This is a genomic window from Nocardia thraciensis (genome assembly GCF_054782435.1).
Genome location: NZ_BAAGSM010000012.1, coordinates 23,238 through 48,146 on the forward strand (window position 1 = coordinate 23,238; position 24,909 = coordinate 48,146).

At 69.6% G+C, this 24,909-nt stretch carries 24 protein-coding genes; 5 read left to right on the forward strand and 19 right to left on the reverse strand.

The features are described 5' to 3' along the window. The first annotated feature begins 26 nt into the window (after positions 1-26). Positions 27-1,253 carry a threonine ammonia-lyase gene (gene ilvA / locus ACYVLQ_RS06435; RefSeq protein WP_460696454.1) on the forward strand — a complete coding sequence of 409 codons (1,227 nt, stop codon included), beginning with the start codon at positions 27-29 and terminating at the stop codon, positions 1,251-1,253. 235 nt (positions 1,254-1,488) lie between these two features. Here ilvA and ACYVLQ_RS06440 read toward each other — a convergent pair whose 3' ends face one another. From ACYVLQ_RS06440 to ACYVLQ_RS06460, 5 genes are all read right to left on the reverse strand, one after another. After that, positions 1,489-2,463, reverse strand: a complete 975-nt coding sequence (locus tag ACYVLQ_RS06440; RefSeq protein WP_460696455.1) for an ABC transporter substrate-binding protein — start codon at positions 2,461-2,463, stop codon at positions 1,489-1,491. Positions 2,464-2,491: 28 nt separating this feature from the next. Then, on the reverse strand, positions 2,492-3,556 hold the full coding sequence (locus tag ACYVLQ_RS06445) for an ABC transporter permease (protein WP_460696456.1): 1,065 nt from the start codon (positions 3,554-3,556) through the stop codon (positions 2,492-2,494). Then, positions 3,553-4,314 (reverse strand): ATP-binding cassette domain-containing protein, encoded by a 762-nt coding sequence (locus ACYVLQ_RS06450; RefSeq protein ID WP_460696457.1) that lies wholly within the window; start codon positions 4,312-4,314, stop codon positions 3,553-3,555. Before ACYVLQ_RS06450 ends, ACYVLQ_RS06445 begins: the two co-directional genes overlap by 4 nt. Positions 4,315-4,511: 197 nt before the next feature. Further along, the gene (argH, locus tag ACYVLQ_RS06455) at positions 4,512-5,933 is read right to left on the reverse strand and encodes an argininosuccinate lyase (protein ID WP_460696458.1); all 1,422 of its coding nucleotides are present in this window, start codon (positions 5,931-5,933) and stop codon (positions 4,512-4,514) included. 96 nt (positions 5,934-6,029) lie between these two features. Then, the gene (locus ACYVLQ_RS06460) at positions 6,030-7,232 is read right to left on the reverse strand and encodes an argininosuccinate synthase (protein WP_460696459.1); all 1,203 of its coding nucleotides are present in this window, start codon (positions 7,230-7,232) and stop codon (positions 6,030-6,032) included. A gap of 252 nt (positions 7,233-7,484) precedes the next feature. On the opposite strand from ACYVLQ_RS06460, the gene ACYVLQ_RS06465 reads away from it, so the two are divergent. Then, complete coding sequence (locus ACYVLQ_RS06465; RefSeq protein WP_460696460.1) at positions 7,485-7,742, forward strand: hypothetical protein; 258 nt, start codon at positions 7,485-7,487, stop codon at positions 7,740-7,742. 162 nt (positions 7,743-7,904) lie between these two features. Here the strand turns inward: ACYVLQ_RS06465 and ACYVLQ_RS06470 are convergent, their stop codons facing one another. The 10 genes from ACYVLQ_RS06470 to ACYVLQ_RS06515 form a co-directional block, all read right to left on the reverse strand. Further along, positions 7,905-8,396, reverse strand: coding sequence for an arginine repressor (locus ACYVLQ_RS06470; protein WP_460696461.1), 492 nt, complete (start codon positions 8,394-8,396; stop codon positions 7,905-7,907). A gap of 16 nt (positions 8,397-8,412) precedes the next feature. Beyond that, positions 8,413-9,345: an ornithine carbamoyltransferase gene (argF, locus tag ACYVLQ_RS06475; RefSeq protein WP_460696462.1), complete on the reverse strand. Its 933-nt coding sequence runs from the start codon at positions 9,343-9,345 to the stop codon at positions 8,413-8,415. After that, complete coding sequence (locus tag ACYVLQ_RS06480) at positions 9,345-10,535, reverse strand: acetylornithine transaminase (RefSeq protein ID WP_460696463.1); 1,191 nt, start codon at positions 10,533-10,535, stop codon at positions 9,345-9,347. The genes argF and ACYVLQ_RS06480 overlap by 1 nt, the downstream gene beginning before the upstream one ends. Next, positions 10,532-11,416 (reverse strand): acetylglutamate kinase, encoded by an 885-nt coding sequence (gene argB, locus ACYVLQ_RS06485; protein WP_460696464.1) that lies wholly within the window; start codon positions 11,414-11,416, stop codon positions 10,532-10,534. Before argB ends, ACYVLQ_RS06480 begins: the two co-directional genes overlap by 4 nt. A 35-nt stretch (positions 11,417-11,451) precedes the next feature. Further along, on the reverse strand, positions 11,452-12,648 hold the full coding sequence (gene argJ, locus ACYVLQ_RS06490) for a bifunctional glutamate N-acetyltransferase/amino-acid acetyltransferase ArgJ (RefSeq protein WP_460696465.1): 1,197 nt from the start codon (positions 12,646-12,648) through the stop codon (positions 11,452-11,454). Continuing rightward, entirely contained in the window at positions 12,645-13,703 is a 1,059-nt protein-coding gene (gene argC / locus ACYVLQ_RS06495; protein WP_460696466.1) for an N-acetyl-gamma-glutamyl-phosphate reductase, read from the reverse strand. Before argC ends, argJ begins: the two co-directional genes overlap by 4 nt. 450 nt (positions 13,704-14,153) lie before the next feature. Then, a complete protein-coding gene (locus tag ACYVLQ_RS06500; RefSeq protein ID WP_460696467.1) occupies positions 14,154-15,596 on the reverse strand; it encodes a GntP family permease in 1,443 nt (480 codons plus the stop codon). A gap of 8 nt (positions 15,597-15,604) precedes the next feature. Then, positions 15,605-16,213, reverse strand: coding sequence for a bifunctional 4-hydroxy-2-oxoglutarate aldolase/2-dehydro-3-deoxy-phosphogluconate aldolase (locus ACYVLQ_RS06505; protein WP_460696493.1), 609 nt, complete (start codon positions 16,211-16,213; stop codon positions 15,605-15,607). Positions 16,214-16,221: 8 nt separating this feature from the next. Further along, positions 16,222-17,826: an N-acyl-D-amino-acid deacylase family protein gene (locus tag ACYVLQ_RS06510; protein WP_460696468.1), complete on the reverse strand. Its 1,605-nt coding sequence runs from the start codon at positions 17,824-17,826 to the stop codon at positions 16,222-16,224. Between the two features lie 14 nt (positions 17,827-17,840). Continuing rightward, positions 17,841-19,145 (reverse strand): alanine racemase, encoded by a 1,305-nt coding sequence (locus tag ACYVLQ_RS06515; protein WP_460696469.1) that lies wholly within the window; start codon positions 19,143-19,145, stop codon positions 17,841-17,843. 130 nt (positions 19,146-19,275) lie between these two features. Here ACYVLQ_RS06515 and ACYVLQ_RS06520 point away from each other — a divergent pair, with 130 nt between their 5' ends. The 3 genes from ACYVLQ_RS06520 to ACYVLQ_RS06530 are packed head-to-tail and all read left to right on the forward strand — an operon-like array spanning position 19,276 to position 21,550. After that, positions 19,276-20,316, forward strand: coding sequence for a sugar kinase (locus ACYVLQ_RS06520; RefSeq protein ID WP_460696470.1), 1,041 nt, complete (start codon positions 19,276-19,278; stop codon positions 20,314-20,316). Between the two features lie 60 nt (positions 20,317-20,376). Further along, positions 20,377-21,150 carry an IclR family transcriptional regulator gene (locus ACYVLQ_RS06525; protein WP_460696471.1) on the forward strand — a complete coding sequence of 258 codons (774 nt, stop codon included), beginning with the start codon at positions 20,377-20,379 and terminating at the stop codon, positions 21,148-21,150. Continuing rightward, complete coding sequence (locus tag ACYVLQ_RS06530) at positions 21,143-21,550, forward strand: RidA family protein (protein ID WP_460696472.1); 408 nt, start codon at positions 21,143-21,145, stop codon at positions 21,548-21,550. The genes ACYVLQ_RS06525 and ACYVLQ_RS06530 overlap by 8 nt, the downstream gene beginning before the upstream one ends. A gap of 28 nt (positions 21,551-21,578) precedes the next feature. On the opposite strand, the gene ACYVLQ_RS06535 is transcribed toward ACYVLQ_RS06530, so the two are convergent. The 4 genes from ACYVLQ_RS06535 to ACYVLQ_RS06550 all read right to left on the reverse strand — a co-directional run bounded on the left by ACYVLQ_RS06535 (position 21,579) and on the right by ACYVLQ_RS06550 (position 24,847). After that, positions 21,579-22,598 carry a hypothetical protein gene (locus tag ACYVLQ_RS06535; protein WP_460696473.1) on the reverse strand — a complete coding sequence of 340 codons (1,020 nt, stop codon included), beginning with the start codon at positions 22,596-22,598 and terminating at the stop codon, positions 21,579-21,581. A 27-nt stretch (positions 22,599-22,625) separates the two neighbouring features. Further along, complete coding sequence (locus tag ACYVLQ_RS06540) at positions 22,626-23,108, reverse strand: hypothetical protein (RefSeq protein ID WP_460696474.1); 483 nt, start codon at positions 23,106-23,108, stop codon at positions 22,626-22,628. A 92-nt stretch (positions 23,109-23,200) separates the two neighbouring features. After that, positions 23,201-23,983 carry an alpha/beta hydrolase gene (locus ACYVLQ_RS06545; RefSeq protein WP_460696475.1) on the reverse strand — a complete coding sequence of 261 codons (783 nt, stop codon included), beginning with the start codon at positions 23,981-23,983 and terminating at the stop codon, positions 23,201-23,203. Between the two features lie 84 nt (positions 23,984-24,067). Next, positions 24,068-24,847, reverse strand: a complete 780-nt coding sequence (locus ACYVLQ_RS06550) for a carbohydrate ABC transporter permease (protein ID WP_460696494.1) — start codon at positions 24,845-24,847, stop codon at positions 24,068-24,070. Between the last annotated feature and the right edge of the window lie 62 nt (positions 24,848-24,909).

Genomic DNA, 24,909 nt, shown 5'->3' on the forward strand with positions numbered 1-24,909 from the left:
GGACCGGGCAGCGATTGTCTGGCAGCATGTCGGCCATGGAATTGATCGGGCTGGATCGCATCGAGTCGGCGGCGAAACTGCTGGGGCCGGTCATCCGGCGCACGCCACTGGTGGCGTCGCGGGTGCTGTCGGAGCGCACCGGCGTCGAGGTGCGGCTCAAGTGCGAGAACCTGCAACGCACCGGATCGTTCAAACCGCGCGGCGCCTACAACCGGATCGCGAACCTGCCCGAGGCCGCCCGGCGCCGCGGGGTGGTCGCCGCCAGCGCGGGCAACCACGCGCAGGGAGTGGCCTGGTCCGCAACGACTCTGGGCATCGAGTCGACTGTGTTCATGCCCGTGGGCGCCTCGCTGCCGAAGCTGGTGGCCACCAGGGCCTACGGCGCCGCCGTGCACCAGGTCGGCGACACCATCGACCGATCCCTCACCGCCGCACTGGATTTCGCGGAGCAGACCGGCGCGACCCTGATCCACCCGTTCGACCACCCCGATATCGTGGCCGGGCAGGCGACGGTGGCGCTGGAGATCCTGGAGCAGCTTCCCGAGGTCGGCACGGTCATCGTGCCCACCGGTGGCGGCGGGCTGCTCGCGGGCGTGGCCGAGGCGCTGCACCACCTCGCGCCGCGGGTGCGCGTCGTCGGCGTCCAGGCCGCGCAGGCGGCCGCCTGGCCGGATTCGCTGGCGGCCGGTAAACCGATTGCGCTGGAACGGATGTCGACGATGGCCGACGGTATCGCGGTCGGGCTGCCGGGCGAGGTCCCGTTCGCGCACGTGGCCGAGCACCTCCCGGCCGTCACCACCGTCGACGAGGACGCGCTGTCGAGCGCGATGCTGCTGTGCATGGAGCGGGCCAAACTGATCGTCGAACCCGCCGGGGCGGCCGCGGTGGCGGCGCTGATGCATCGCGCCGACGAACTGGACCTGCGCGGGCCGGTCTGCGCGATCCTGTCCGGCGGCAACGTCGACCCGCTGCTGCTGACCCGCCTGATCGGCCACGGGCTGAGCGCGGCCGGACGCTATCTCGCGGTGCGCGTGACGATTTCGGATCGCCCGGGCAGCCTGGGCACGCTACTGGCCGCGGTCGGCGGCACGGGTGCGAGCGTCCTGGACGTGGTCCACTCCCGCACCGGCGCCTGGCTGGCGATCGACGAGGTCGAGGTGCTGCTCACCCTCGAGACTCGCGGCCCCGCCCATCGCGACGATGTCCTCGACGCCCTGGAGGGCGCGGGATACGCTGTGCGCGTTCAGGATTGACGGACCTGGTTACGGCGCTCATGCCCGTGGCCGATCGGACCGCGCGTAATCATCCTGCACGAGCGCGGGGTCGACACGGTTCCGCGTGCGACCGCGACCTCCTCGTCGCGGCCACGGCCGCGGTCCTGCGGGCCGGAGACGCCTGGGGCGCACGGCAACTCAGGGACGGACGGACTCCCGACCAGGACCAGGTCTGGGCCCTGATCCGCAACCTCTGGGGCGCGCGTGAGCGCGGTCAGCACCTGCTCCGGTAGAGGTACTTGGCGTTGGCGTCCATATCCGCCGGGGTGATGGCGACCATGCCGGTCTGGATATTGCGGGTGACCGGCTTGTTCTCGATCGCCGCGGCGGCCTGCTCGACGCCCTTGGCGCCGATGGCGGCGGGATCCTGCGCGATCAGCGCCTGCACGGTTCCGGCCTTCAGGTCCTCGACCTGTTTCGGGCTGGCGTCGAAGCCGACCAGCTTTACCTGGCCGAGCTTCCCGGCATTGCGCAGGCCGGTGGCGGCGCCCTCCGCCGAACTCAGGTTGGTGGCGAAGATGCCCGCCAGGTCCGGGTGCGCGGCCAGCGTGGCGGTCACGATCGACGCGGCCTGGGCGGCCTCGTTGTTGTTGTACTGCACGCCCAACGACGTCAACCCGGCCTGGTTCTTCAGCTCCTCCTCGAAGCCCTGGGCGCGCAGGTCGGTGGTGGAGGTGCCTGCCTTGGTATTGATGACGAGCACGGATCCCTTGCCGCCCACCAGTTTCGACAAGGTCTGGGCAGCGAGTTGGCCGCCCTTGCGGTTGTCGGAGGAGACAGACGACAGCGCCACCGAGGTGTCGTCGAGGGCGGTGTCGACCTCGATCACCTTGATGCCGGCGTCCTTGGCCTGCTCGAGCGGGCTGGCCATCGCCGTGGCGTGGGTCGGTGCGATCAGCACGGCGCCCGGCTTGTTGGCGATCACCCCGGTCACGATCGGGGTCTGCTGCGCGGCGTCGAACTGCGTGGGCGCCTGGGTGTCCAGCTCGAATCCCAGCTTCATCGCCTGCTCCTCGGCGCCGCACTGCATCGAAAGGTAGAACGGTTCGTTGGCGACGCCGGGTATCAGCACCAACTTCTGCGCGTCGGTACCGCCCGAATCCCCCACCTGCCCACCGCATCCGGCCAGCATCCCCGCGGCCGCCAGCGCGGCGCCGACCATCGCGGCGCTCCGTCGTCCGGTCCTCATCTCCGCCTCACCTCCGAGATAGATTGTGCTACTTACGGTCTCGTGACCGCCGCCGAATCTGGTCGAACCACACCGCGGCCACGAGCACCACACTCACCGCGACCGGCTGCCAGAACACCGGCACCCCGGCGATGACGAAGCCCTTGCGCAGCACCGACGGGATGAACACCCCGATCACGGTGCCCAGCACCGAACCCGCCCCGCCGAACAGGCTGGTGCCGCCGATCACGACGCCCGCGATGGCGTCGAGATTGTCGGTGGTGTGCCCGGCGATGGTGGTGGTGCCGAAGTAGGCGAGATTCATGAAACCGGCCAGCCCGGCGAGCGTCCCGGCCATCAGGTACACCAGGATCAGGTGCCGGGTGACGCCGATACCGGCCCGCCGCGCCGCCTCGGCATTGGAACCGATGGCGTAGGTGTAGCGGCCGAAGCGGGTGGTGTGCAGCAGCCAGGCGCCGACCAGCGTGACCGCCGCGGCGACGAGCACCAGAATCGGGACACCGCCCAGCAGTGTGCCGAAACCCAGTGAGTCGCGCAGGTTCTCGGGAACCGTGCGGGTGTCGACGCCCCCGGTGATCAGCTGGGCGGATCCCAGGGCCGCACCGAACGAGCCCAAAGTGACGATCAGCGGCGGAATCCTGGCCTTGGCCACCAGGAATCCGTTCACCAGGCCCCAGAGCGCCCCGCCCGCGAGCGAACCCGCGAAGCCCACGCCGATGATTCCCCACCCGGCGTCGGTGGCATCCTGCCCCGGGCTGAGCCATTCCATCGTCTTCGCGCCGATCACGCCCGCGAAGATCAGCACCATGCCGACCGACAGGTCGATGCCCGCGGTGATGATCACGAAGGTCATCCCGATCGACAGCACCAGCAGCACGGCGGTCTCGATCAGCAGCGTCTGCAGCGTGAACCGGGTCGGAAACGCGTCCGGCCGCAGCAGACCGAACGTCGCGTAGAGCACCATCAGCACCAGCCCGATCCACAGCGTGCTGGCCCCGGCGAGCCGCTGCCATGCTGCCCTCTCGGGCAGGGCGGCATTGTCAGCGGCCGCCGAGTCTCCGGTCACACCGGAGCCCTCGCCGCGTTCGTTCATGCCGCGTCCTCGTGGGTCAAGGCGCCGGTCATGGCACCGACCAGCTGTTCCAGTGTGGCGTCGGATCCGAAGCGCGCCACCCGCTTTCCCAGCCGGAGCACCTCGACGCGGTCGGCGACCGCCAGCACCTCCGGCATGTTGTGGCTGATCAGCACCACCGCCACGCCCTGGTCGCGCACGCGCCGGATCACGCCGAGGACCCGCTCGCGCTGGACGACGCCGAGCGCCGCGGTGGGCTCGTCCATGAAGACGACCTTGCTCGCCCACATCACCGACCGGGCCACCGCGACGGTCTGGCGCTGCCCGCCGGACAGCGCGCCGATCGGCACGTCCGCCCGGGGCAGGGTGACACCCAGGCGCCGGAAGTGCTCGGCGGCTTCGGACCTCATCCTCCTGCGGTCGAGCATGCCCAGCCGCCCGGCCAGGCCGCGGCGGAACAGCTCCCGGCCCAGGAACAGGTTGGCGGCGGGATCCAGGTCCGGCGCGACCGCCAGATCCTGGTAGACGGTCTCGACGCCGAGCCGGCGGGCAGCCGTGGGCGAGGCCATCCGCACCGGCTCGCCGTCGAGCAGGATCCGTCCGTCGTCCGGCTGCTCGGCGCCCGAAAGGCATTTCACCAGCGTCGATTTACCCGCGCCGTTATCGCCGACGAGCGCGGTGACCGTACCGGCATGCACCTGGAAGTTGGCGCCTCGCAGGGCCGCGACGCCGCCGTAGCGCTTGACCAACCCCTCGGCTTCCAACACGACGGAAGGCATGATCATCACCCCGGCAACATCGACTGAACGGACGTCCGGTCCGCCCGCCGATGTTAACGCTCACCTTCTCGCCCCCGGACGATATTCGCGAAGATCGCCACCCCCGCACCCCGTGCGTACTCCCGCACCCCCTACAAGCGATGCAGCGGGTGCGGGAACGAACGCGGGGTGCGGGAAACCGGGGCTCGCGCCTGGGTTCAGCCCAGCCAGGTGCGGGCGGTGGTCGCGGCCGAGCGGACCTCGTCGAGTTGCTTGGCGACCTGTTCGCCCGCGGTGCCGCCGCGGGCGTTGCGGGAGGCGATGGAGCCCTGGACCGTCAGCACCTCGCGGACGCCGGGGGTGAGGGCCGGGTCGACGGCGATGAACTCCTCGTCGGTGAGTTCGTCGAGGCCCACGCCGCGGGATTCGGCGGCGCGCACGCAGCCGCCCGCGGCCTCATGCGCGACGCGGAACGGAACGCCCTGGCGGACCAGCCATTCGGCGATATCGGTGGCCAATGTGTAACCGGCGGGGGCGAGTTCGGCCATCCGGTCGGTGTGGAACGTCAGCGTGGACACCAGCCCGGCGATGGCGGGCAGCAGCAACTCCAGCTGCGCCACCGAGTCGAACACCGGTTCCTTGTCCTCCTGCAGGTCCCGGTTGTAGGCCAGCGGCTGCGCCTTCAGGGTGGCGAGCAGGCCGGTGAGGTTGCCGATCAACCGGCCCGCCTTGCCGCGGGTCAGCTCGGACACGTCCGGATTCTTCTTCTGCGGCATGATCGACGACCCGGTGGACCAGGCGTCGGCGAGGGTGATGTAGCCGAATTCCGGTGTGCTCCAGATGATCACCTCCTCGGCCATACGCGACAGGTCCACCCCGATCATGGCCAGCACGAACGCGGCCTCCGCGGCGAAGTCGCGGGCGGAGGTGGCGTCGATCGAATTGGACGCAGCCGCATCGAAATCCAGGTCGGCGGCGATGGCCTCCGGATCCAGGCCCAGCGACGAGCCCGCCAGCGCGCCGGAGCCGTAGGGGGATACGGCCGCTCGCTTGTCGAAATCCCGCAGCCGATCGACGTCGCGCAGCAGCGGATGCGCGTGGGCGAGCAGTTGATGGGCCAGCAGCACGGGCTGGGCCGCTTGCAGGTGGGTCTTGCCGGGCATCGCCGCCTCCGGATGCGCGGCCGCCTGCGCCACCAGCGCGTCCACCACGTCGAGCAGTCCGGAGGCGATGCGCCGCACCGCATCTCGCAGCCACATCCGGAACAGGGTCGCCACTTGGTCGTTGCGGGAACGACCCGCCCGCAGTCGCCCGCCGAGTTCGGCGCCGACCCGCTCGATCAGCCCCCGTTCCAGCGCACCGTGCACGTCCTCATCGGACTCGGCCGGGGCGAAAGCGCCCGAATCCACATCCGCGGCAAGGCGGTCCAGGCCCGCCAGCATGGTCCCGAGATCGCCCTCGGAGAGCAGCCCGGCCTTGTGCAGCACCCGCGCGTGCGCCTTGGACGCGCGAATGTCGTAGGGGGCCAACACCCAGTCGAAATGGGTCGACTTGCTCAGCGCCGCCATCGCCGCGGCCGGTCCGGACGCGAACCGCCCGCCCCACAGCGCCCCTTCGTTGGTGCTGCCGCCCTGGTTCATCGGATGTCGTCTCCTGGTACTCGTGTCGTGGTCATCGGACTGTGCTGCACGAGGCCTCCTCTGTCCTGCGCGATCACGCCTCGGGCCGGAGACCTGCTACTTCTTGTTGAGGTCCCGCCGCGCCGCGACCTTCGAGGACAGGCCGTGGATCTGCACGAAACCCTTGGCGAGGGACTGGTCGAAGCTGTCGCCCTCGTCGTAGGTGGCGAGGTTGAAGTCGTAGAGCGACTCCTCGCTGCGGCGGCCGTTGACGACCACGTTGCCGCCGTGCAGCACCATGCGGATCTGGCCGGAGACATGCTGCTGCGTGTCCTGAACGAACGCGTCCAGGGCGCGCTTCAGCGGCGAGAACCACAGACCGTCGTAGACCAGCTCGCCCCAGCGTTGCTCCACCTGCCGCTTGTAGCGGCCCAGCTCGCGTTCGATGGTGACGGCCTCCAACTCCTGGTGCGCCGCGATCAGCGCGATCGCGCCGGGCGCCTCGTAGATCTCGCGGCTCTTGATGCCGACCAAGCGGTCCTCGACCATGTCCAGGCGGCCCACGCCCTGGCGGCCCGCGCGCTGATTCAGCTCGGTGATGGCCTCGAGCACGCTGACCGGGCGGCCGTCGATGGCCACCGGCACGCCCTTGTCGAAGGTGACGATCAGCTCGTCGGGCGCCTCGAAGTTCACGGTCGGGTCGACGGTGTAGTCGTAGACATCCTTGGTCGGCGCGTTCCACAGATCCTCGAGGAAGCCCGTCTCCACGGCGCGGCCCCACAGGTTCTGGTCGATGGAGAACGGCGACTTCTTGCTGACCGTGATCGGCAGGCTGTTCTCCTCGGCGAAGGCGATGGCCTTCTCCCGGGTCCAGGCGTAGTCGCGCACCGGCGCGATCACGTTCAGGTCGGGGGCCAGCGCGCCGATGCCGACCTCGAACCGCACCTGGTCGTTGCCCTTGCCGGTGCAGCCGTGCGCGACCGTGGAGGCGCCGTGGTACTCGGCCGCCTCGACCAGGTGCTTGACGATGAGCGGGCGGCTGATCGCCGAGACCAGCGGGTAGCGGCCCATGTACAGGGCGTTGGCCTGCACGGTCGGCAGGCAGTACTCGTCGGCGAACTCGTCGCGGGCGTCGACGACGATGGCCTCGACGGCGCCGCAGTCGAGCGCGCGCTGGCGCACCAGGTTCATGTCCTCGCCGCCCTGGCCCAGGTCGATCGCGACCGCGACCACCTCGGCCCCGGTCTCCTTGCCGATCCAGCTGATGGCGACGGAGGTGTCCAGCCCACCGGAATAGGCGAGTACGACGCGATCGGCCATATCTGTAGCTCCTCAGGTTTCGTGCGTGTCCAAGTCTGCGGTGCCCGATCCACGGGACAGGCGGCGGAGCACGGCCCTCCCCGAGCGGCTCCCACCACGTGCAAATGATTATGCATGACGATGCAAGGCCATTCATAACCGGGGTGGGAGCGGCCCGGCCGCCGGAGGTTCCGGCGAGCCACATCAGCACCGCGCGATCGGCGCCGTCGGCTGCGACACGATGGGCGACACTCCGGGACAATTGAGACAAATGTGGCGAAACCCCAAGGGCTGCAAGAGCCTTGCGGGGTTGGCGAGCCCAGGTGTGCCACGCTGAGGGAACACGGTCAGCAGAAGGGCGGGCGGATGTATTCGACGTTTGCGGAGTATTTCGGCGTGATCGGCCGGGATGTGCTGAGTATCGGCGAGGCGATTATCGGTCTCATCGAAGACATCATCGGTCTCGGAGGTTCGGGCCCCTCGGGCCACGGCGGCGGCCATTATCCACCGGGCCAGTACCCGCTCGCATAGCGGTTCCGGCAGCCCGGACGATACCGTCCGAGCTGCTCTCACGGTCCTCGGCGCGAGTACCGCCGCGGCCCCGAGCGGTGATCGCACGCAGCGCTTCGAGCAGGGTTTACAGTGCGTCCTCGATGGATTCGGGCCCCTGTCACTTCCGAATAGCGCTGCCGCTCAGGCCCACTGCTCGATCTTGGCGGCCAGTTCCGCACCCGTCAGGGGTTCGCGGGCGATGACCGCGACGGTGTCGTCCCCCGCGATGGTCCCGACGATCTCCGGCAGCGCCGCGCGATCCAGCGCGCTGGCCAGGAAGTGCGCGGCGCCCGGCGGCGTGCGCAGCACCGCGATATTGCCGCTGTGGTCGGTGGAGACCAGCAGGTCGCCGAGCAGTTTCGACAGCCGCCCGGTGCCCCCGGTGACGCCCCGCACCGGGCTGCCGTCCTCGGGCACCACGTAGATTCCCGCGCCACCGTCGGCCGCGCGCAGTTTCACCGCACCCAGTTCGTCGAGGTCGCGCGACAGCGTGGCCTGGGTGGTCTCGATCCCCTCGGCGGCCAGCAGCGCCGCCAACTCCGTCTGACTGCGAACGGCATTGGCGGACAACAGCACCACGATGCGCTGCTGGCGCCCAGCGCGGGTCCGCGCGGTCGCCGGGCCCTCGGTCACCACTTCACCTCGCCGCTCATCGCGCCTCCCGCCTGGCCAGCAGCCACACCAGCAGCGCCTTCTGGGCGTGCAGCCGGTTCTCCGCCTCGTCCCACACCGCGCTGTGCGGGCCGTCGAGCACCTCGTCGGTGATCTCCTCGCCGCGATGCGCCGGAAGACAGTGCAGCACAACGGCGTCCGCCGCCGCGCGGGCCAGCAGCTCGCCGTTGACCTGAAACGGCCGGAACGGCCCGACCCGATCCAGGCCGTCGTTCTCCTGTCCCATCGAGGTCCAGGCGTCGGTGACCAGCGCGTCGGCACCGGTGGCCGCCGCGATCGGATCCCCGGTGACGGTGATCGTGGCGCCGGTCTCCGTGGCACGCTTGCGCGCGGCGTCGACCACCCAGTCCAGCGGCTCGAAACCCGCGGGCGCGGCGATGGTTACGTTCAGTCCGGCCGTCACCCCGCCCAGCAGCAGCGAATGCGCCATGTTGTTGGCGCCGTCGCCGAGATAGGTGAGGCCGCGCCCGGCGAGGCCGCCCTTGCGCTCGGCCAGCGTCATCAGGTCGGCCAGCACCTGGCACGGGTGGAACTCGTTGGACAGCGCGTTGACCACGGGAACCGTTGCGGTGGAGGCCATCTCGTCGAGCCGCTGCTGCTCGAAGGTGCGCCACACCACCGCGTCGACGTAACGCGACAGCACCCGGCCGGTATCGGCAAGCGTCTCCTCCCGGCCCAGCTGGGTGTCGCGGCCGTCCACGACCACCGCGTGGCCGCCCAACTGCGCGATGCCCACCTCGAACGAGAACCGCGTGCGGGTCGAGTTCTTCTCGAAGATCACCCCGACTCCGCGCGGCCCCTCCAGCGGCCGACGCGAGAACGGCGCCTGCTTCAATTCCGCTGCCAGCGCCAGAATTTCGGCCTGTTCGGCCGGTGTGACATCGTCGTCTCGCAGGAAATGGCGAATCATCACTTCTCCCCCTTCGCCTGTGCGGCATCGAGAATCGCGGGCAGGTCCGAGACGAAGTTCCCGGCCTGTGCCTCGGTGAGTATCAGCGGCGGGGCCAGCCGGATCACGTTCGGCTTCGCCGGGTTCACCAGATAGCCCGCCGCCCGGGCGGACTCCTCCACCTGGGCCGAAACGTTCTGTGCCAGCTGAATTCCGATGAGCAGCCCCGCACCGCGCACGTGGTCGATCAGCGGATGGCCGAGTTCGGCGATGCCGTCGGTGAGGGTCTTGCCGACGGCCTCCACCTGCGCCAGCAGGCCGGTCTCGTCGATGGTGCGCAGCACCGCCAGCGCCGCCGCCGCGCAGACCGGATTCCCGCCGAAGGTGGTGCCGTGCAGTCCGGGAGTCAGCAGCTCCGACGCGGGCCCCTGGGCCAGCACCGCGCCGATCGGCAGCCCGCCGCCGAGCCCCTTGGCCAGGGTGATCACGTCGGGCACGACCCCGGCGGCCTGATGGGCGTAGAAGTGACCGGTGCGCCCGATGCCGGTCTGGACCTCGTCGAGCACCAGCAGCGCGCCCTGGTCGGCGGTGATCGCCCGCGCCTTCGCCAGATAGTCCGGCGGCGGCACCACGACGCCGCTCTCCCCCATGATGGGCTCCAGGAACACCGCGGCGGTGTCCTGGTCGACGGCGGAGGCCAGGGCGAGCGAATCCCCGTACGGAATATGGACCACGCCCGGCGGCATCGGCTCGAACGGCGCCCGCTTCGACGCCTGCCCGGTCAGCGCCAGCGCGCCCATGGTCCGGCCGTGGAACGCCTCGTCGCAGGCGATGATCTTGCGCCGCCCGGTCAGCCGCGCGATTTTGAACGCCGCCTCGTTGGCCTCGGTGCCGGAGTTACAGAAGAACGCCTTGCCGGAGCCGTTGCCGAAATGCGCCAGCAACCGCTCCGCCAGTTCGATAACCGGTTCGCTCGCATACAGATTCGACACATGCCCCAGCGTGCCGAGCTGCCCGCACACCGCCTCCAGGATCGCCGGATGCGCGTGGCCGAGACTGTTGACCGCGATACCGCCGAGAAAGTCCAGATAGCGCTTGCCGTCGGCGTCGTAGACGACCGCGCCCGCGCCGCGCTCCAACGCCACCTTCGGGATGCCGTAGTTGTTCATCAGCGCGGCCGACCACCGCCGCTGTAAGTCCTGTGTACTCATGGCTTCTCCTCCGGCGGGGTCACCATCGTGCCGATGCCTTCCCCGGTGAACAGTTCGAGCAGGACCGAGTGCGGCACCCGGCCGTCGATCACGTGTGCGGTCGGCACGCCGCCCCGCACGGCGCGCAGGCAGGCCTCCATCTTCGGCACCATGCCCGCGTCCAGGGCGGGCAGCAGCGCCGCCAAGGCATCGGTGTCGATGCGAGTGGTCAGCGACGACCGGTCGGGCCAATTCGTATACAGCCCTTCGACATCGGTGAGCACCACCAGCTTCTCCGCGCCGATGCCCTCGGCGAGCGCCGCGGCGGCGGTGTCGGCATTGATGTTGTGCACCACGCCGTCGGCGTCGGGCGCGATGGTCGACACCACCGGAATGCGGCCCGCCCGAATGAGATCCAGCACCGCGTCCGGGTCGACCGAGGTGACGTCGCCGACCAGGCCGATATCGGTGGCCACGCCCTCGACGGTGACGGTGCGGCGAGTCGCGGTGAACAGCCGCGCGTCCTCACCGGAGATGCCCACCGCGTAGGGGCCGTGCGTGTTGATCAGCCCGACCAGCTCGCGACCCACCTGGCCGAACAGCACCATGCGCACGACCTCCATCACCTCGGGCGTGGTGACGCGGAAGCCGCCACGGAATTCGCCCTGCAGGCCCAGCTTCTGGAGCATGGCGCTGATCTGCGGGCCGCCGCCGTGCACCACCACCGGATGCACGCCGACGGTGCGCAGGAAGGCCATGTCGGCGGCGAAGGCCTCCTTGAGGTTGTCATCGATCATGGCGTTGCCGCCGTACTTCACGACCACGATCTTGTCGCGGAACTTCTGTAGCCAGGGCAGCGCCCCGGCCAGCACGTGCGCCTTGTCCAGGGCCGTCAGACTCATCGGTGTCGCCGGAAGCCCTTGTGTCTCTGCGGTACTCATGAGCTGTAGGCCGAGTTCTCTTCCACGTACCCGTGCGACAGATCGGTGGTGCGGATGGTGGCGGCGCCCTCGCCCTGACCCAGCTCGATCACCACGTGGATGTCGGCCCCGGACAGGTCGACCTCGCGGGCACCGGGGGCGCCCGTTCCATTGACGCACACCGGATTTCCGTTGAACGACACCGAGATGCGGTCCGGCTCCAGGGTTATCGGCGCCATGCCCACCGCGGCCAGCACCCGGCCCCAGTTCGGATCCGAGCCGAACAGCGCCGTCTTCACCAGCGAGTCGCGGGCGACGGTGCGGGCACCGATCAGCGCCTCGTCCTCGCTCACCGCGCCGGACACGGTGACCAGCACCCGCTTCGTGACGCCCTCGGCATCGGCCATCAACTGCGCGGCCAGGTCGTCGCATACCGCCAGCACCGCGGCGTCCAGTTCCTCCTGGCTGGGCGCGACCGCGCTGGCGCCGTTGGCCAGCAGCAGCACGGTGTCGTTGGTGGAGCAGGAGCCGTCGACGTCGAGCCGGTCGAAGGTGCGCGCGGTCGCGTTGCGCAGCGCCCGGTCCAGTTGCTCCGGGGTGGCGACCACGTCGGCGGTGAGCACCACCAGCATGGTGGCCAGCGACGGCGCCAGCATGCCCGCGCCCTTGGCCATGCCGCCGACGTTCCACTTGTCACCGTGGTGATACGCGGCCTGTTTCGGCACGGTGTCGGTGGTCATGATGGCGTGGGCGGCATCGGTCCCGCCGTTCAGCCCACCGCCCATCTCGTGCACGATCTCGGTGACCGCCGGGAGCAGCTTGTCCATCGGGAGCCGGTCGCCGATCAATCCCGTGGAGCAGACCGCGATCTCACCGGCGCCGGTATCGGTTCCCCAGTTGCTCAACGCCTTCGCCAGCTCCTCGGCGGTGGCGTGGGTGTCCTGGAAGCCGCCCGGCCCGGTGCAGGCGTTGGCGCCGCCGGAGTTCAGGATCACCGCGCGCAGGCGGCCGCCGGTCAGCACCTGCTGCGACCACAGCACCGGCGCCGCCTTGACCTTGTTGCGGGTGAAGACGCCCGCCGCCGAGTATTCCGGCCCTTCGCTGAAAACCAGTGCGAGATCCGGATTTCCGCTCGCCTTGATGCCTGCGGAGATACCGGCGGCGCGGAAGCCGAGCGGTGCGGTCACGCCCTGGGTGCGCACGAGTTTTGTCACGGTGCCACTCCTACGGTGGAAAGTCCGGCCGTCTCGTCGAGGCCGAGTGCCAGGTTCATCGATTGCACCGCGGCGCCCGCGGTTCCCTTGGTCAGGTTGTCGATCGCGCCGATCACCACCAGCAGCCCGGCGTCGGCGTCCACGGCCACCTGGAGAGTGACCGCGTTCGAGCCGAGCACCGAACCCGTTTGCGGCAGTGCGCCTTCGGGTAACAGGTGCACGAAAGGTTCGTCGGCGTAGGCCTTCTCGTAGACCGCCCGGGCCTGCGCGGCATCGACGCGGACCGGTGCGGTGCAGGTGGCCAGGATGCCCCGGGGCATCGGCGCGAGCACGGGGATGAACGACACCGTCACGTCGGCGCCGCCCGCCGCCGTCAGGTTCTGCACGATCTCCGGGGTGTGCCGGTGCGCACCGGCGATGTTGTAGGCGCGGGCCGAACCCATCACCTCCGAACCCAGTAGGCCGACATCGAGTTTGCGGCCCGCGCCCGAAGTACCGGTCACCGCAACGACATTCACTGACGGTTCGACGATGCCCGCCGCCACCGCGGGCGCCATGGCCAGGCTCGCCACGGTCGGATAGCAGCCCGGCACCGCGATGCGGGTGGCGCCGCGCAGCCGGTCGCGCGCGCCCGGCAGCTCCGGCAGCCCGTACGGCCAGCTGCCCGCATGCGGCGATGTGTAGTACTTCTCCCACGCCCGCGCGTCGGTGAGCCGGAAGTCGGCGCCGCAGTCGATGATCACCGTGGACTCCGGCAGCGCACGCGCGATCGCGGCCGACTGGCCGTGCGGCAGGCCCAGGAACACCACGTCGTGCCCGGCCAGCACCGCCGGCGTGGTGTCGGCGAGCACACGGTCAGCCAACGGCAGCAACTGCGGCTGTAGCTGCCCGAGCGCGGTCCCGGCGTTCGATCCCGCGGTCAGCGCCCCGATCTCGAGGCGCCCCGATCGGTAGGCCGGATGGCCCAGCAGCAGACGCAGCACTTCTCCGCCCGCGTATCCGCTCGCACCAGCCACCGCGACCCGCAACACGGGCCCACTCGAGGTATCCGCCATGTGATGATTATGCACGATCATGCAAGGCCATTCACTCTCGGGGTAGATCCGCCCACGATGCCGGGCGTGAGCACCGCGAGGAACTCCGCGGGCCCGTCGGCGGACACACCGAATAGCCCGAGGTACGCCGAAACGTGACGCGGCGGCGGTAACGGCGATCGAGCGGTTCCGATTCACTGCATGACAGGGAACGTCAGCGCGGTCCCGGTCGACACCGGGGCTGTTCGCGGCATTCGCCCGCGGCATCCAGATCACCGCTCCGTCAGGAGAGTTCGTTGCTGCTCTGTCTAGCCGTTCTGATCGCCGGCGCGATCTCGATCGGCGTACTCGCCACCTGCCACACCGTCCCTCCGCATCCCACGACACGGATCCCGCGCGGCGCTCCCCGACCGGCGGCCACGGCGGACTGCGTGCACGTGCGCACGTGCACGCAGTCCGAAATCACAGTCCTCAGCCGACGATCGCGAACAGCGCCGCCGATACCGCGAAGCTCACCACGGACAGGATCGTCTCGAGCACGGTCCAGGTCTGCAGCGTCTGCTTGACGGTGAGGTTGAAGAACTTCGAGATGATCCAGAAGCCACCGTCGTTCACGTGACTGAGGATGATCGAGCCCGCCGCGATCGCCATCGCGATCAGCGCGATGGCCATCTGCGAATACCCCTGCCCGGCCACCAGCGGCGCGACGATGCCGCCGGTGGTGACGATGGCGACCGTCGCCGATCCCTGCGCGATGCGCAGCCCGCAGCTGATCAGATAGGCCAGCACGATGACCGGCAGTCCGGCCTCGGACATGGTGTGCGCCAGGGCGTTACCGATTCCGGTCGCGGAGATCACCTTGCCGAAGAACGCGCCCGCGCCGACGACCAGCAGCAGCATGCCGACCGGGCGCAGCGACTCCGCGGTGATCTCGCCGAGTTCCTGCACGGTCGACCCGCGCCGCACGCCCAGCAGGTAGAAGGCCACCAGCACCGCGATCAGCAACGCCACCGCGGGCGTGCCGAGGAAGGTCAGCACCTGCAGCGGTTTCGACCCGGCATCGAGCAGCTGGCTCCCGAAGGTCGCCCCGAGAATCAGCACCAGCGGGATCGCGATGATGAGCCCGATGAGGCCCACCGACGGCGGCCCCGCCAGCGTGCGTTCCGATTCCGGCGCCGCGGTCGCGCCGGGACCGTCGCTGACGCGTTCGGGGCGCACCAGAAACTCGTCGGGCACCTCCACGTGCACCCGCTTGCCGATATAGGTGCCCCAGACGAGACCGGCGGCCACGAAACCCGGTAGGCCGCAGACCAATCCCATCAGGATCAGCCAGCCCAGGCTCACGCCGAGCAGCCCACCCAGGGCCACCGGGCCCGGATGCGGCGGCAGGAACGCGTGCGTCATCGACAGACCGGCGACCATCGGCATGGCGTACAGCACCAGCGATCTGCCGCCGCGCTTGGCGGCGACGTAGATCAGCGGCGCCAGTACGAAGATGCCGATGTCGAAGAAGACCGGAATGCCGAAGATCAGGCCCACCACGCCCATGGCGACCGGAGCGCCCTTGGGGCCGAACAGTTTCAGCAGCCGCGCGGTGAGAACGTCGGCGCCGCCGGATCGTTCGAGTATCGCGCCCAGCACCGTGCCCAGACCGATGATGACCGCGATATGCCCGAGAATGCTGCCGAAGCCCGTCTCCAGCAGGGAGTCACCGGATTTCAGCGCCGTGCCGACGATCTGGCTCACCGGCAGCCCGGCCGCCAGGGCCAGCGCCAGGCCGGTCAGCAGCAGCGCGACGAACGGCTCCAGCTTGTACCGGATGATCGCGAGCAGCAGCACGGCGATCGCCAGACCGCACAGCACCAGCAGTCCGGGTGTACTGGTCCGAAGCCAGTCGACGGCGGCGGCGCTCATGTCTTACCTCACTTCATGGATCGAACGAAAATCTCGGCGCGCGTCGCGATCTCGGGCCAACGGCCCGCCGCGACGTCGGCGGGATCGACGACATCGGTACCCGCCGTGACCGCCGCGGCGCCGTGCGCGAGGAAGTCGGCGGCATTGCCCGCGTTCACGCCGCCGGAGGGAATCAGCGCCACATCGGGGAACGGTCCGCGCAGGTCCCGCAGATAGCCGGGGCCGAGGGCACGGGCGGGGAAGATCTTCACCGCGGCCGCCCCGAGATCCAGCGCCTGCATGACCTCGGTCGGGGTGAAAGCGCCCATCACGACCGGGATGTCGTGCCGGGCGGCGATCGCGGCCACCTCGGCTCGCAGGCCAGGGGTGACCAGGAAGCGGGCGCCGCTGCCGATGGCCTGTTCGGCCTGCTCCGCGGTCAGCACCGTCCCGGCGCCGACGACAGCCTGCTCCGACGCGGCCGCCGCACGCAGTGCCCCGAGGATGCCCGGCGTGGTGAAAGTCAACTCCACAGCACGGATTCCGGCGTCGGCCAGAGTTTCGGCCAGCACGAGGGGATCAGGAATCTGCGGCGCGCGCACCACGGTGAGCACACGGTCGGCGCGAATCACGTCCATCGCGGTGGTCACCGGGTCTCCCCTCCTGCCATGCGCAGGGCGCGACCCGCGCGCACACCGGTCGGCACTCCTCCGTCGAGCGCGAACTCCCCGTTGACGAGAACATGCGCTATCCCCCGCGCTTGCTGCTTCGGATTCTCGAAGGTCGCGGTGTCAGAAATTGTTGCGGGATCGAAGATTACGAGGTCGGCGGCGTAGCCGGGGCGAATCAGCCCGCGGTCGCGCAGCCGCAGCCGCTGCGCGGGACGGCCGGTGAGATGATTGACGCACTCCTCCAGGCCGAGCACCCCGAGTTCGCGGACGTAGTGCCCGAGGTAGCGCGGGAAGGTCCCCCAGGCGCGCGGATGCGGCCGGGCGCCCACCAGCAACGCGTCGCTGCCGCCCATATGGCGCGGGTGGCGCATGATGGCGCGCACGTTGTCCTCGTGTCCGACATGCTGCAGGATCGTCGTCGCCAACTGGTCGCGCCGCAGCAGGTCGAAGAATATCTCCACCGGCGCGACATCCTCGGCGGCTCCGATATCGGCGACCGTCCTGCCGACGTAACCGGCCAGCGCCGGATCGGTGACGCCGCTGATCTGGATGGTCTCCCATTCCACGGTCACACCGTGGCACCCGTCCGAACCGTGCACGTCGACGTCCAGGGCGACGAGCGATCGCTGCTCCGGATCGGCCAGGCGCGCCAGCGCCGCGTCCGGACCGCCGGACATCGCCCAGCTCGGCAGCAGTGCCGACAGCGTCGTCGCACCGGGCAGATACGGATAGGTGTCGAGGCTGATATCGCAGCCCTCGGCCAGCGCGGCGTCGATCATGGCCAGCAGTTCCGGTGCGCGGCCGCGATTCACGCCGAAGTTCATGGTGGCGTGGGTCAGGTGCAGCGCACAGCCGGTCGTGCGGGACAGCTCGATCATCTCGGCGTAGGCCCGCAGGGCCCCGGCGCCGTAGGAGCGGGTGTGCGGCGCGTAGCAGCCGCCCGCCTCGGCGACCACCTCGCACAGTGCGGCCAATTCCGCTGTGTCGGCGTACATTCCGGGCGTGTAGGTGAGCCCGCTGGACATGCCGACCGCGCCCTCGGCCAGTCCCTGCGCCAGCAGTTCGCGCATGCGCGCGATCTCCCCCGCCGTGGCGGGCCGTTGTTCGGCGCCGACGACCAGCAGGCGCAGCGTGCCCTGCGGCACCAGGTAGGCGGCATTGGGTGTGATGCCCTCGTCGAGCCGGTCGAGATACTCGCCGACACTGCGCCAAGACATGTCCAGGTAGGCGGGATTGCCGTTCCACCCGGCGATCTGGCGGCGCAGCACCGCCAGCGCCGCGTCGTCGATCGGGGCATAGGACAGGCCGTCCTGGCCGATCACCTCGGTGGTCACGCCCTGGCTCAGTTTCGGCAGATGCTCCGGCTCGGTGAGCAGGTGCAGATCCGAGTGCGCGTGCATGTCGATGAAACCCGGTGCCAGCGCCAGATTCTCGCCGTCGACTATGCGCCCCGCGGCGGCGGCCGTGCGCGGCGGGGCGATCTCGGCGATCCGGCCGTCACGGACCACCACGTCGGCCCGGTACCGCGGATCGCCGGTCCCGTCCACGACGTCGATGTCGCGAATCAGCAAGTCGCCCATGATATTCCGCCAGATCAGAAGAAGGTGTGCAGGAGGTCGACGACCCGGGGCCGCGCGGCGTCCGCGTCGTCGATCACCGGGATGAGCCGCCATTTGTCGAAGGCCGTGCAGGGGTGCGACAACCCGAGCCGCACCACGCTGCCGACCGGTACGTCGCCTCCTTCGGACCAGCGCAGGAAGGTGTGCTGATCGTTGAGCGCCGACACGCGCGCGCCCGGCGGCACACCTTCCCCGCCCGAAAGCCGTTGCGGTACCGGCAGCCCCTCATCGAACGGCAGGTCCCGCTTCCCGGCGTCGAGCAGCGCCAGTCCCGGCTCCGGCCGCGACACCGCGCGCGCCCAGCCGTGCATGGCCGAGCGCAGCGCGGGCCCGGCGGACGAATCGGCCAGCGGCGAGATGCCGGAGTAGAAGCCGTCGTCGTGAATGAGATAGGCGCCCGAGCGCAGCACCACCGTGGTCGGAACACCGTGTGCGCCTTGCTCGTCCGCGAGCCCGGACAGCCGTTCGACGATCAGGTCCGGATACGCGCTGCCGCCCGCGGTGACGATCGCGGGTCGCTCGTACCGGCCGGACAGCGAGCGATGCAGTCGGGCCAGCTCGTCGAGATAGCGGCGCACGGCCGCGACGGCGGGCTCGGTGCGGTCGTGCGCGAGGGCGCCCTCGTATCCCCCGACGCCCGCCAGCTCCAGACGCTCCGAACCGGCGATGGCCGCCGCCACCTCCAGCGCCTCCTCGACGCTGCGGGCACCGGTGCGACCGTGCGGACCGCCCAGCTCGACCAGGACCGGCAGCCGCGCACCCTCGGGCAGGTGACGCTCCATCTGCTCGACCGTCGCCACGCTGTCGGCCCAGCTCAGGAACTCGAAGTCGGGATCGCGGCGCAATTGCGCCGCCACCCAGCGCAATCCGACCGGATCGACCAGCGCGTTGGCGAGCAGGATCCGGCTCAGCCCGAACGCACGCCCGACCTGCGCCTGCCATCCGGTGGCCAGTGTGATCCCCCACGCGCCCGCCGCCAGCTGCCCGGCCCACAGCCGCGGGGACATCGTGGTCTTACCGTGCGGCGCCAGCCGCACTCCGGCGGCTGCGGCCCAGTCGGCCATCAGTGTGAGATTCGATTCCAGCGCCGCGCGATCCACGGTGAGTACCGGGGTCGCGAACTCGTCGAGATACGGCGCCGTGGACAGGAACTCGCGCGCGGTCATCCCCCACGCGGCTGGCGGCACGGATTTGTGCTCGACCCCCAGCACCCGGTCACCGAGGTCCGCCACCGCGGCGACGTCGATGCCGCGCCCGGCGGCATGGCGCGCACTATCCACGGCACTCCCTTCACACATCAATTCATAGCGTTTGTATATTGCATATTCTGCAATTTATGTTGCGCCTTGTGTTTTCAGTGGTTAGTCTGCACGAGACGCCCCCTAGCCGCAAGCATTCGAAGGAGATTGTGTGAGCTGGCCTACGCCGACCACGCCGCGCGCGGTCACCGTCGGCGAAGGACTCGGTGTCCTCGTCGCACAGCCGGGACCGCTCGAGGATTCGCCGCTGTTCGAGCGCGCCGCGGGCGGCGCCGAGGTCAACGTCGCCACGGTGCTCGCGCAGCTCGGCATCGATACGGCGTGGATATCGCGGGTCGGCGACGACGGCTTCGGCCGATACCTGTTGCGGCACCTGTCCGAGCGCGGTGTGCGCACCGACGCCGTCTACACCGATCCGGCGCGGCCGACCGGCATCTACGTCAAGGAGCGCGGCGGCGGGTCCGGCGCGGCCACCGATCTGGCGAGCGGCGCCAGCCGGATGCTGTACTACCGGGCCGGATCGGCCGCCAGCGCGCTGTCACCGGCGGACCTCACGGCCTCTGCCGACCTCCTCGACGGCTGCGAGCTGATCCACTACACCGGCATCACCACCGCACTGTCGGCGTCGGCCACCGAACTCACCGACCGGCTGCTCACGCTGCCGCGGCCGGGCCGGATGGTCAGCTTCGACCTGAATTACCGCCCGGCACTGTGGATCCGCCGCACCGAATCGGCCACCGACGTGCTGGCCCGGCAGGTGACCGGAAGCGATATCGCCTTCCTCGGCGCGGACGAGGCGGAGGAGGTTTTCGGCACCGGCGACCCGGCTCGCCTGCGTGAGATGTTCCCGCGCCCACGGCATCTGGTGGTGAAGAACAGCGGACATTCGGTCACCGGATTCCTCGGCGCCGAGCGCCGCGAGGTTCCCGCGCTACGGCTGCGGGTGACCGAGGCCATCGGTGCGGGCGACGCCTTCGCCGGTGGCTATCTCGCCGCGCTGCTGCAGGGCCGGCCCCACGAACAGCTGCTGCGTTTCGGGCATCTGTGCGCCGCCGCCGCGCTCACCGGCGCCGGTGACATCGCCGAGCTGCCACCCCTGGCGCACCTGGAAAATCGAGCCGCCGCAGCGGATTCCGAATGGGCGGCCGCGCGTTACCCGTCGGCCGACCGGGAGGCGTTGTGCTATGAGTGAGCGCAGCGGCCACACCCCATCATCGACCGTGCCGGGCTCACCGACCGGCGAGGAGATCACATGAGCCAAAGCCTGCAACGCGCGCTGCTGATCCTCACGGAGCTCGGCGAGGACCAGAAGACATTGGACCAGTTGGCGACTCGGCTCGGCGTGCACAAGTCCACGGTGCTGCGCCTGCTACAGACCATGGAGGCGCAGCGGTTCGTCACCCACGACGCCGACCACCGATATTCCCTGGGCGCGCGGCTGTTCGAGCTGGCGAACCGGTCGCTGGAGCGACGCGACGTGCGCACGGTGGCCCGCCGCCACCTCGAACAGCTCAACGCCGACACGGGTCAGACCGTGCATCTGGCCACCTACGAGTCCGGTGAGGCGATCTACATCGACAAGCTCGACGCCATCCAGAGCGTGCGGATGTATTCGCGGGTCGGGCGCCCGGCGCCGCTGCACTGCACGGCCGTCGGCAAGGTGCTCGTCGCGGGGCAGCCGCGCGCGCAGTGGCGGGAGGTCGCCGAGCGGCTCGACTACCACCCGTTCACCGATCGGTCCATCCGCACCCCCGATCAGTACGTGTCCGAACTGGAAACCGTTGCGGCCCAGGGCTTCGCCGAGGACCACGAGGAGCACGAGAGCTTCGTCAACTGTATCGCCGTCGGCATCCGCGACGGCACCGGCGCCGTGGTGTCCGCGCTGTCGGTGTCGGTGCCCGACATGCTGCTCGATCACGATCAGGTGCTCGGCCTGCTCCCGCGCGTGCGCGTGGCGGCCGACGCCATATCCGCCGAGCTCGGCTGGAGTCCGAGCCCCGAACCGCGAAAGGCCCACCATGAGTGAGAAAGTCGCCGTCCGCACCACCGCCGCGCCCGCCCCCGCGCACACGTTCTCCCAGGGCGTGCGCAAGGGCCCCTTCGTCCAGGTTTCCGGCCAGGGCCCGGTCGACCCCGCCACCAACGAGTATCTGTACCCGGGAGACGTTGCGGCACAGACCACCCGGACCCTGGAGAACGTGCGCGCCGTCGTCGAGGCGAGCGGCGCCAGCTTCGACGACGTGGTGATGCTGCGCGTCTACCTCACCGCGCGCGAGGACTTCGCCGCCATGAACGAGGCCTACGGCAAGTTCGTCGAGGTTCATACCGAGAGCGGCGTACTCCCCAGCCGCACAACGGTTTTCACAGGCCTCCCGCGCGAGGAAATGCTCGTGGAGATCGACGCGTTCGCCATCACCACAGACTGAGCGCGCCGGGGACAACGAGAATGCCCGATCAGGCCTCAGCCAGAATCCCCAACACCTGCTCGGAGGTGTAGAACGGCTCCAGGCGCTCGCGAACCAGCTTGGCCAGCACGCCGTTTCGCTTGGCGGCCTCGATCACCGCGGGGCCGTAGGCCAGGATCTCCTCGGCGATGTCGTCGGGTGTCACGCCCAGTTCGGGCAGCAGCCCGGCCAGGGTGTGGTCGCCGTACTTGTCGAAGAACACCTCGACCGACTCGTCGAGCAGCAGGCCGACGTACTCCTTGTTGCGGGTGGTCACCACGATGCGGTGCACGATCAGCGCCAGCTCCCGCAGGTCGGCCTGGCTCAGGTAGTCGCGCAGGCCGCTGACCGGCTCGCCCGCGTGCACATCCCAGAACTCCATGGCCGCACCGTGCACCGGCGAATCGCGCAGGGTCTCCCGGACCGCGTTCGTGACCCGCTTCAGCGCGTAGAGCGTGCCCTTCTCGGCCAGGGCGCCGACCCGGCTGCCCTCGGCGGCCTTGCGCGCCGACTTCACCGCGTTCTGCCCGATGGACATCAGCGAATTCACGCCGGGCACCTTGCCCGCGATCTTCTTGTTCGCCTCGAGGATGTCGTCGATCAGCATGTCGGTGAACTTCGCGGCGACCGGCCCGGCCGTCGGCGCCTCGCTCAGCCGGTCCAGCAGGCGCTCCTGGGCGTGGTGCATGCCGAAAATCTTGCGCAGCAGCGCCTCGACCGGCTCCCGCTCGACCACATCGCCGAGGGTGTGGCCGTCATTGGCGGCGATATGGTCGTACAGCGAGTCCGACAGCACGCCGACCAGCTCGCGCACGATGGGGCTGTCGCTGCGGTCGACCACCTTGCGGACGGTCCGCTTGGCCTGCTCGACGGTTACCACGTCACGGAAGATGATGGTGTCGGCGACGCCGATCACCGAGTCCACATCGCGCGCGACCACCTCGGCGAAGCGCTCCCCGCTCACCTCCGCGACAACGAAATCCACCTGGGCATCGAGCAGGCGCTCGGCAATCTCCCGCGGCTCGGTCATCGATCCACCCTCAATTCGTCCCTGGGCTCACCCGGAATCGTTGCGGCGCACCGACTTCCGGATTCGATCCAGGCGTTCCCGCGCGGTTTTCTCCCGCGCCTCCCATTGTTCTTCGACGCTGCGGCCCGCCGGCGTCTGCGAATCGAGTTCGCCCATCCCCTGCGCGGTGCCGAAGCGATGCTCGACCTTATCCCGAACTGACTCGAAAGTAGGGACTCCGGATGCGGAGTATCCGGCGGTCTCCAAAATACCGGTTGGCGGTAGGGGTATTCCGGAGGCCGGTGCGACCTGCCCGAATGTCCCAGACACTGGCGCGACCGGAGCCTCATCGGTGGCAGACGTCACATCCGGCCGCGGGGCGGCATGACCGCGCTGCGCCAGCAGTTCGGAGGCCGCCAGGTGCAGCTGTTCGAGCCCCGGCCGCCCCACGGTCGCGGTCACCACGACGGCCAGCAGATCCTCGTCCGTCAGCGCGGCGAGCAGCGCCGCCATATCACTGGTCTCCGACATGAGACCAGGCTACGCACCGGATGCGACCCGCGGCGGATATGGATTCCGGCCAACAGCGTGCCGGACATGACGGGGGTGGGCGTGTGGGCCGACTATTCTCCCGCTGCCCTGGACGTGTCCGCCAGCACCCCGCGGGCCCAGTCCGCGATGACCCCCGTCCAGCCCGGGATCATGATCAGGTCGTTGTGGCCCGCGCCGGGGTAGATCTTCAGCTGTTTGGGCTCCGCGGCGGCCGCGTACAGCGCGCGTCCCATATCCACCGGCAGCAACTCGTCGTTGTCGCCGTGCATGATCAGGACCGGCGTGCGTACCGTACGGATCCGGCGCAGGCTCGGGAAGGCGTTCGGCACAAAGGGTTTGGGTAGGAACGGGTATACCGCCATCGCCGCGTCACGCAGGCCGGTGAAGGTGGACATGAGAACCATTCCGGCGGGCGGGAATTCGGTGGCGAGCTCGATCATCACCGCGCCGCCGAGCGACTTGCCCAGGTAGAACATCCGATTCGGATCGACTCCCGGCCGCTCCAGCAGCGCCCGCCGCGCCGCCCGCGCGTCCAGGTAGCTGCCGTGCTCGCCGGTGCTTCCCCCGCTGCGCCCGTACCCGCGATAGTCGAACACCAGCACGTCGAACCCGGCCGACGCCAGCATGGCCAGCACCGGCGACCGATCCCCGATATTGCCCGCGTTGCCGTGCGCGAACAGGATGTGCCCGATCGGCCGCTCCGCCCGCACGAACCATCCGTTCACCCGGACGCCGTCCGCGGCCGTGAAGTACAGGTCGTCGTACTCCATGCCGACGTCCGCGGGAGTGACCGCGATCCGCCGCTCGGGCATGAACGTCAGCGCATTGAGGATGCGCGTGGCGGGATGTCGCATGGGCTCTTTCTACCTCGAGCGAGGCCGCGACTCACCCCTCACGCTCCCGGAAAACCGTTTGTGCGGCCGCCCGCGCCGCGCTCCTCACCGCCCCGCGAGTCCCGAAGTGGCAATCCCCCGCACGAACGCTTTGTTGGCGAAGGCGTACACGACCAACATCGGCGCCAGCATCATCAAAGACGCCGCCATGAACACCGGCCAGTGCGCCGTGTACTGCCCCTGCATCCACACCAGCCCGAGGTTGAGCGTGGCAATGCTGTTGCGCTGCACCATGACCAGCGGCCAGAGGAAGTCGTTCCACACCGTCACCCAGGTGAGCACCGCGAGCACCATCACGGCGGGCTTGGCGTGCGGCAGCAGCACTCGCCAGTACGTCTGCCAGACGGTGCAGCCGTCGAGAATCGCGGCCTCCTCCAATTCGGGTGGCAGGGTGAGGAAGAACTGCCGCATCAGATAGGTGCCGAAGGCGCTGCCGAACAGCCCCGGCACGATCATCGACAGCGGGCTGTCCACCCAGCCGAAGGTCCGCATGAGGATGAACTGCGGGACGACGGTCACGACCAAGGGCACCATCAACGTGCCCAGATACGCGAGAAATACGGCGTCGCGTCCCTTGAAGGGCAAGCGCGCGAACGCATATCCCGCCAGCGAGCAGAAGAACACCTGCCCCGCGGTCACGCATCCGGCGTAGAGCACGGTATTGAGGAACATCCGCCCGAACGGCACATACTCGAAGACCAGGCGATAGTTCGACCACTGCGGATCCGACGGCACCAGGGTCGTACTCGACACCTCGCCTTGGCTCTTCAGCGAGCCCGACAGCGCCCACAGCACCGGCAGCAGCGCGCACCAGCCCATCGCCATCAGCACCGCGTACAGCAGCAAACCGCGTCCGGTGCGGCGGACGATCGTGGCAGCAGCCTGTG

Coding starts and splice junctions, on each gene's coding strand:
- ilvA (WP_460696454.1), top strand. CDS start 27: ATGTCGGCCATGGAATTGATCGGGCTGGATCGCATCGAGTCGGCGGCG.
- ACYVLQ_RS06440 (WP_460696455.1), bottom strand. CDS start 2,463: ATGAGGACCGGACGACGGAGCGCCGCGATGGTCGGCGCCGCGCTGGCG.
- ACYVLQ_RS06445 (WP_460696456.1), bottom strand. CDS start 3,556: ATGAACGAACGCGGCGAGGGCTCCGGTGTGACCGGAGACTCGGCGGCC.
- ACYVLQ_RS06450 (WP_460696457.1), bottom strand. CDS start 4,314: ATGCCTTCCGTCGTGTTGGAAGCCGAGGGGTTGGTCAAGCGCTACGGC.
- argH (WP_460696458.1), bottom strand. CDS start 5,933: ATGAACCAGGGCGGCAGCACCAACGAAGGGGCGCTGTGGGGCGGGCGG.
- ACYVLQ_RS06460 (WP_460696459.1), bottom strand. CDS start 7,232: ATGGCCGATCGCGTCGTACTCGCCTATTCCGGTGGGCTGGACACCTCC.
- argF (WP_460696462.1), bottom strand. CDS start 9,345: ATGATTCGCCATTTCCTGCGAGACGACGATGTCACACCGGCCGAACAG.
- ACYVLQ_RS06480 (WP_460696463.1), bottom strand. CDS start 10,535: ATGAGTACACAGGACTTACAGCGGCGGTGGTCGGCCGCGCTGATGAAC.
- argB (WP_460696464.1), bottom strand. CDS start 11,416: ATGAGTCTGACGGCCCTGGACAAGGCGCACGTGCTGGCCGGGGCGCTG.
- argC (WP_460696466.1), bottom strand. CDS start 13,703: ATGGCGGATACCTCGAGTGGGCCCGTGTTGCGGGTCGCGGTGGCTGGT.
- ACYVLQ_RS06500 (WP_460696467.1), bottom strand. CDS start 15,596: ATGAGCGCCGCCGCCGTCGACTGGCTTCGGACCAGTACACCCGGACTG.
- ACYVLQ_RS06505 (WP_460696493.1), bottom strand. CDS start 16,213: ATGGACGTGATTCGCGCCGACCGTGTGCTCACCGTGGTGCGCGCGCCG.
- ACYVLQ_RS06510 (WP_460696468.1), bottom strand. CDS start 17,826: ATGGGCGACTTGCTGATTCGCGACATCGACGTCGTGGACGGGACCGGC.
- ACYVLQ_RS06525 (WP_460696471.1), top strand. CDS start 20,377: ATGAGCCAAAGCCTGCAACGCGCGCTGCTGATCCTCACGGAGCTCGGC.
- ACYVLQ_RS06530 (WP_460696472.1), top strand. CDS start 21,143: ATGAGTGAGAAAGTCGCCGTCCGCACCACCGCCGCGCCCGCCCCCGCG.
- ACYVLQ_RS06535 (WP_460696473.1), bottom strand. CDS start 22,598: ATGACCGAGCCGCGGGAGATTGCCGAGCGCCTGCTCGATGCCCAGGTG.
- ACYVLQ_RS06540 (WP_460696474.1), bottom strand. CDS start 23,108: ATGTCGGAGACCAGTGATATGGCGGCGCTGCTCGCCGCGCTGACGGAC.
- ACYVLQ_RS06545 (WP_460696475.1), bottom strand. CDS start 23,983: ATGCGACATCCCGCCACGCGCATCCTCAATGCGCTGACGTTCATGCCC.
- ACYVLQ_RS06550 (WP_460696494.1), bottom strand. CDS start 24,847: ATGGCGATGGGCTGGTGCGCGCTGCTGCCGGTGCTGTGGGCGCTGTCG.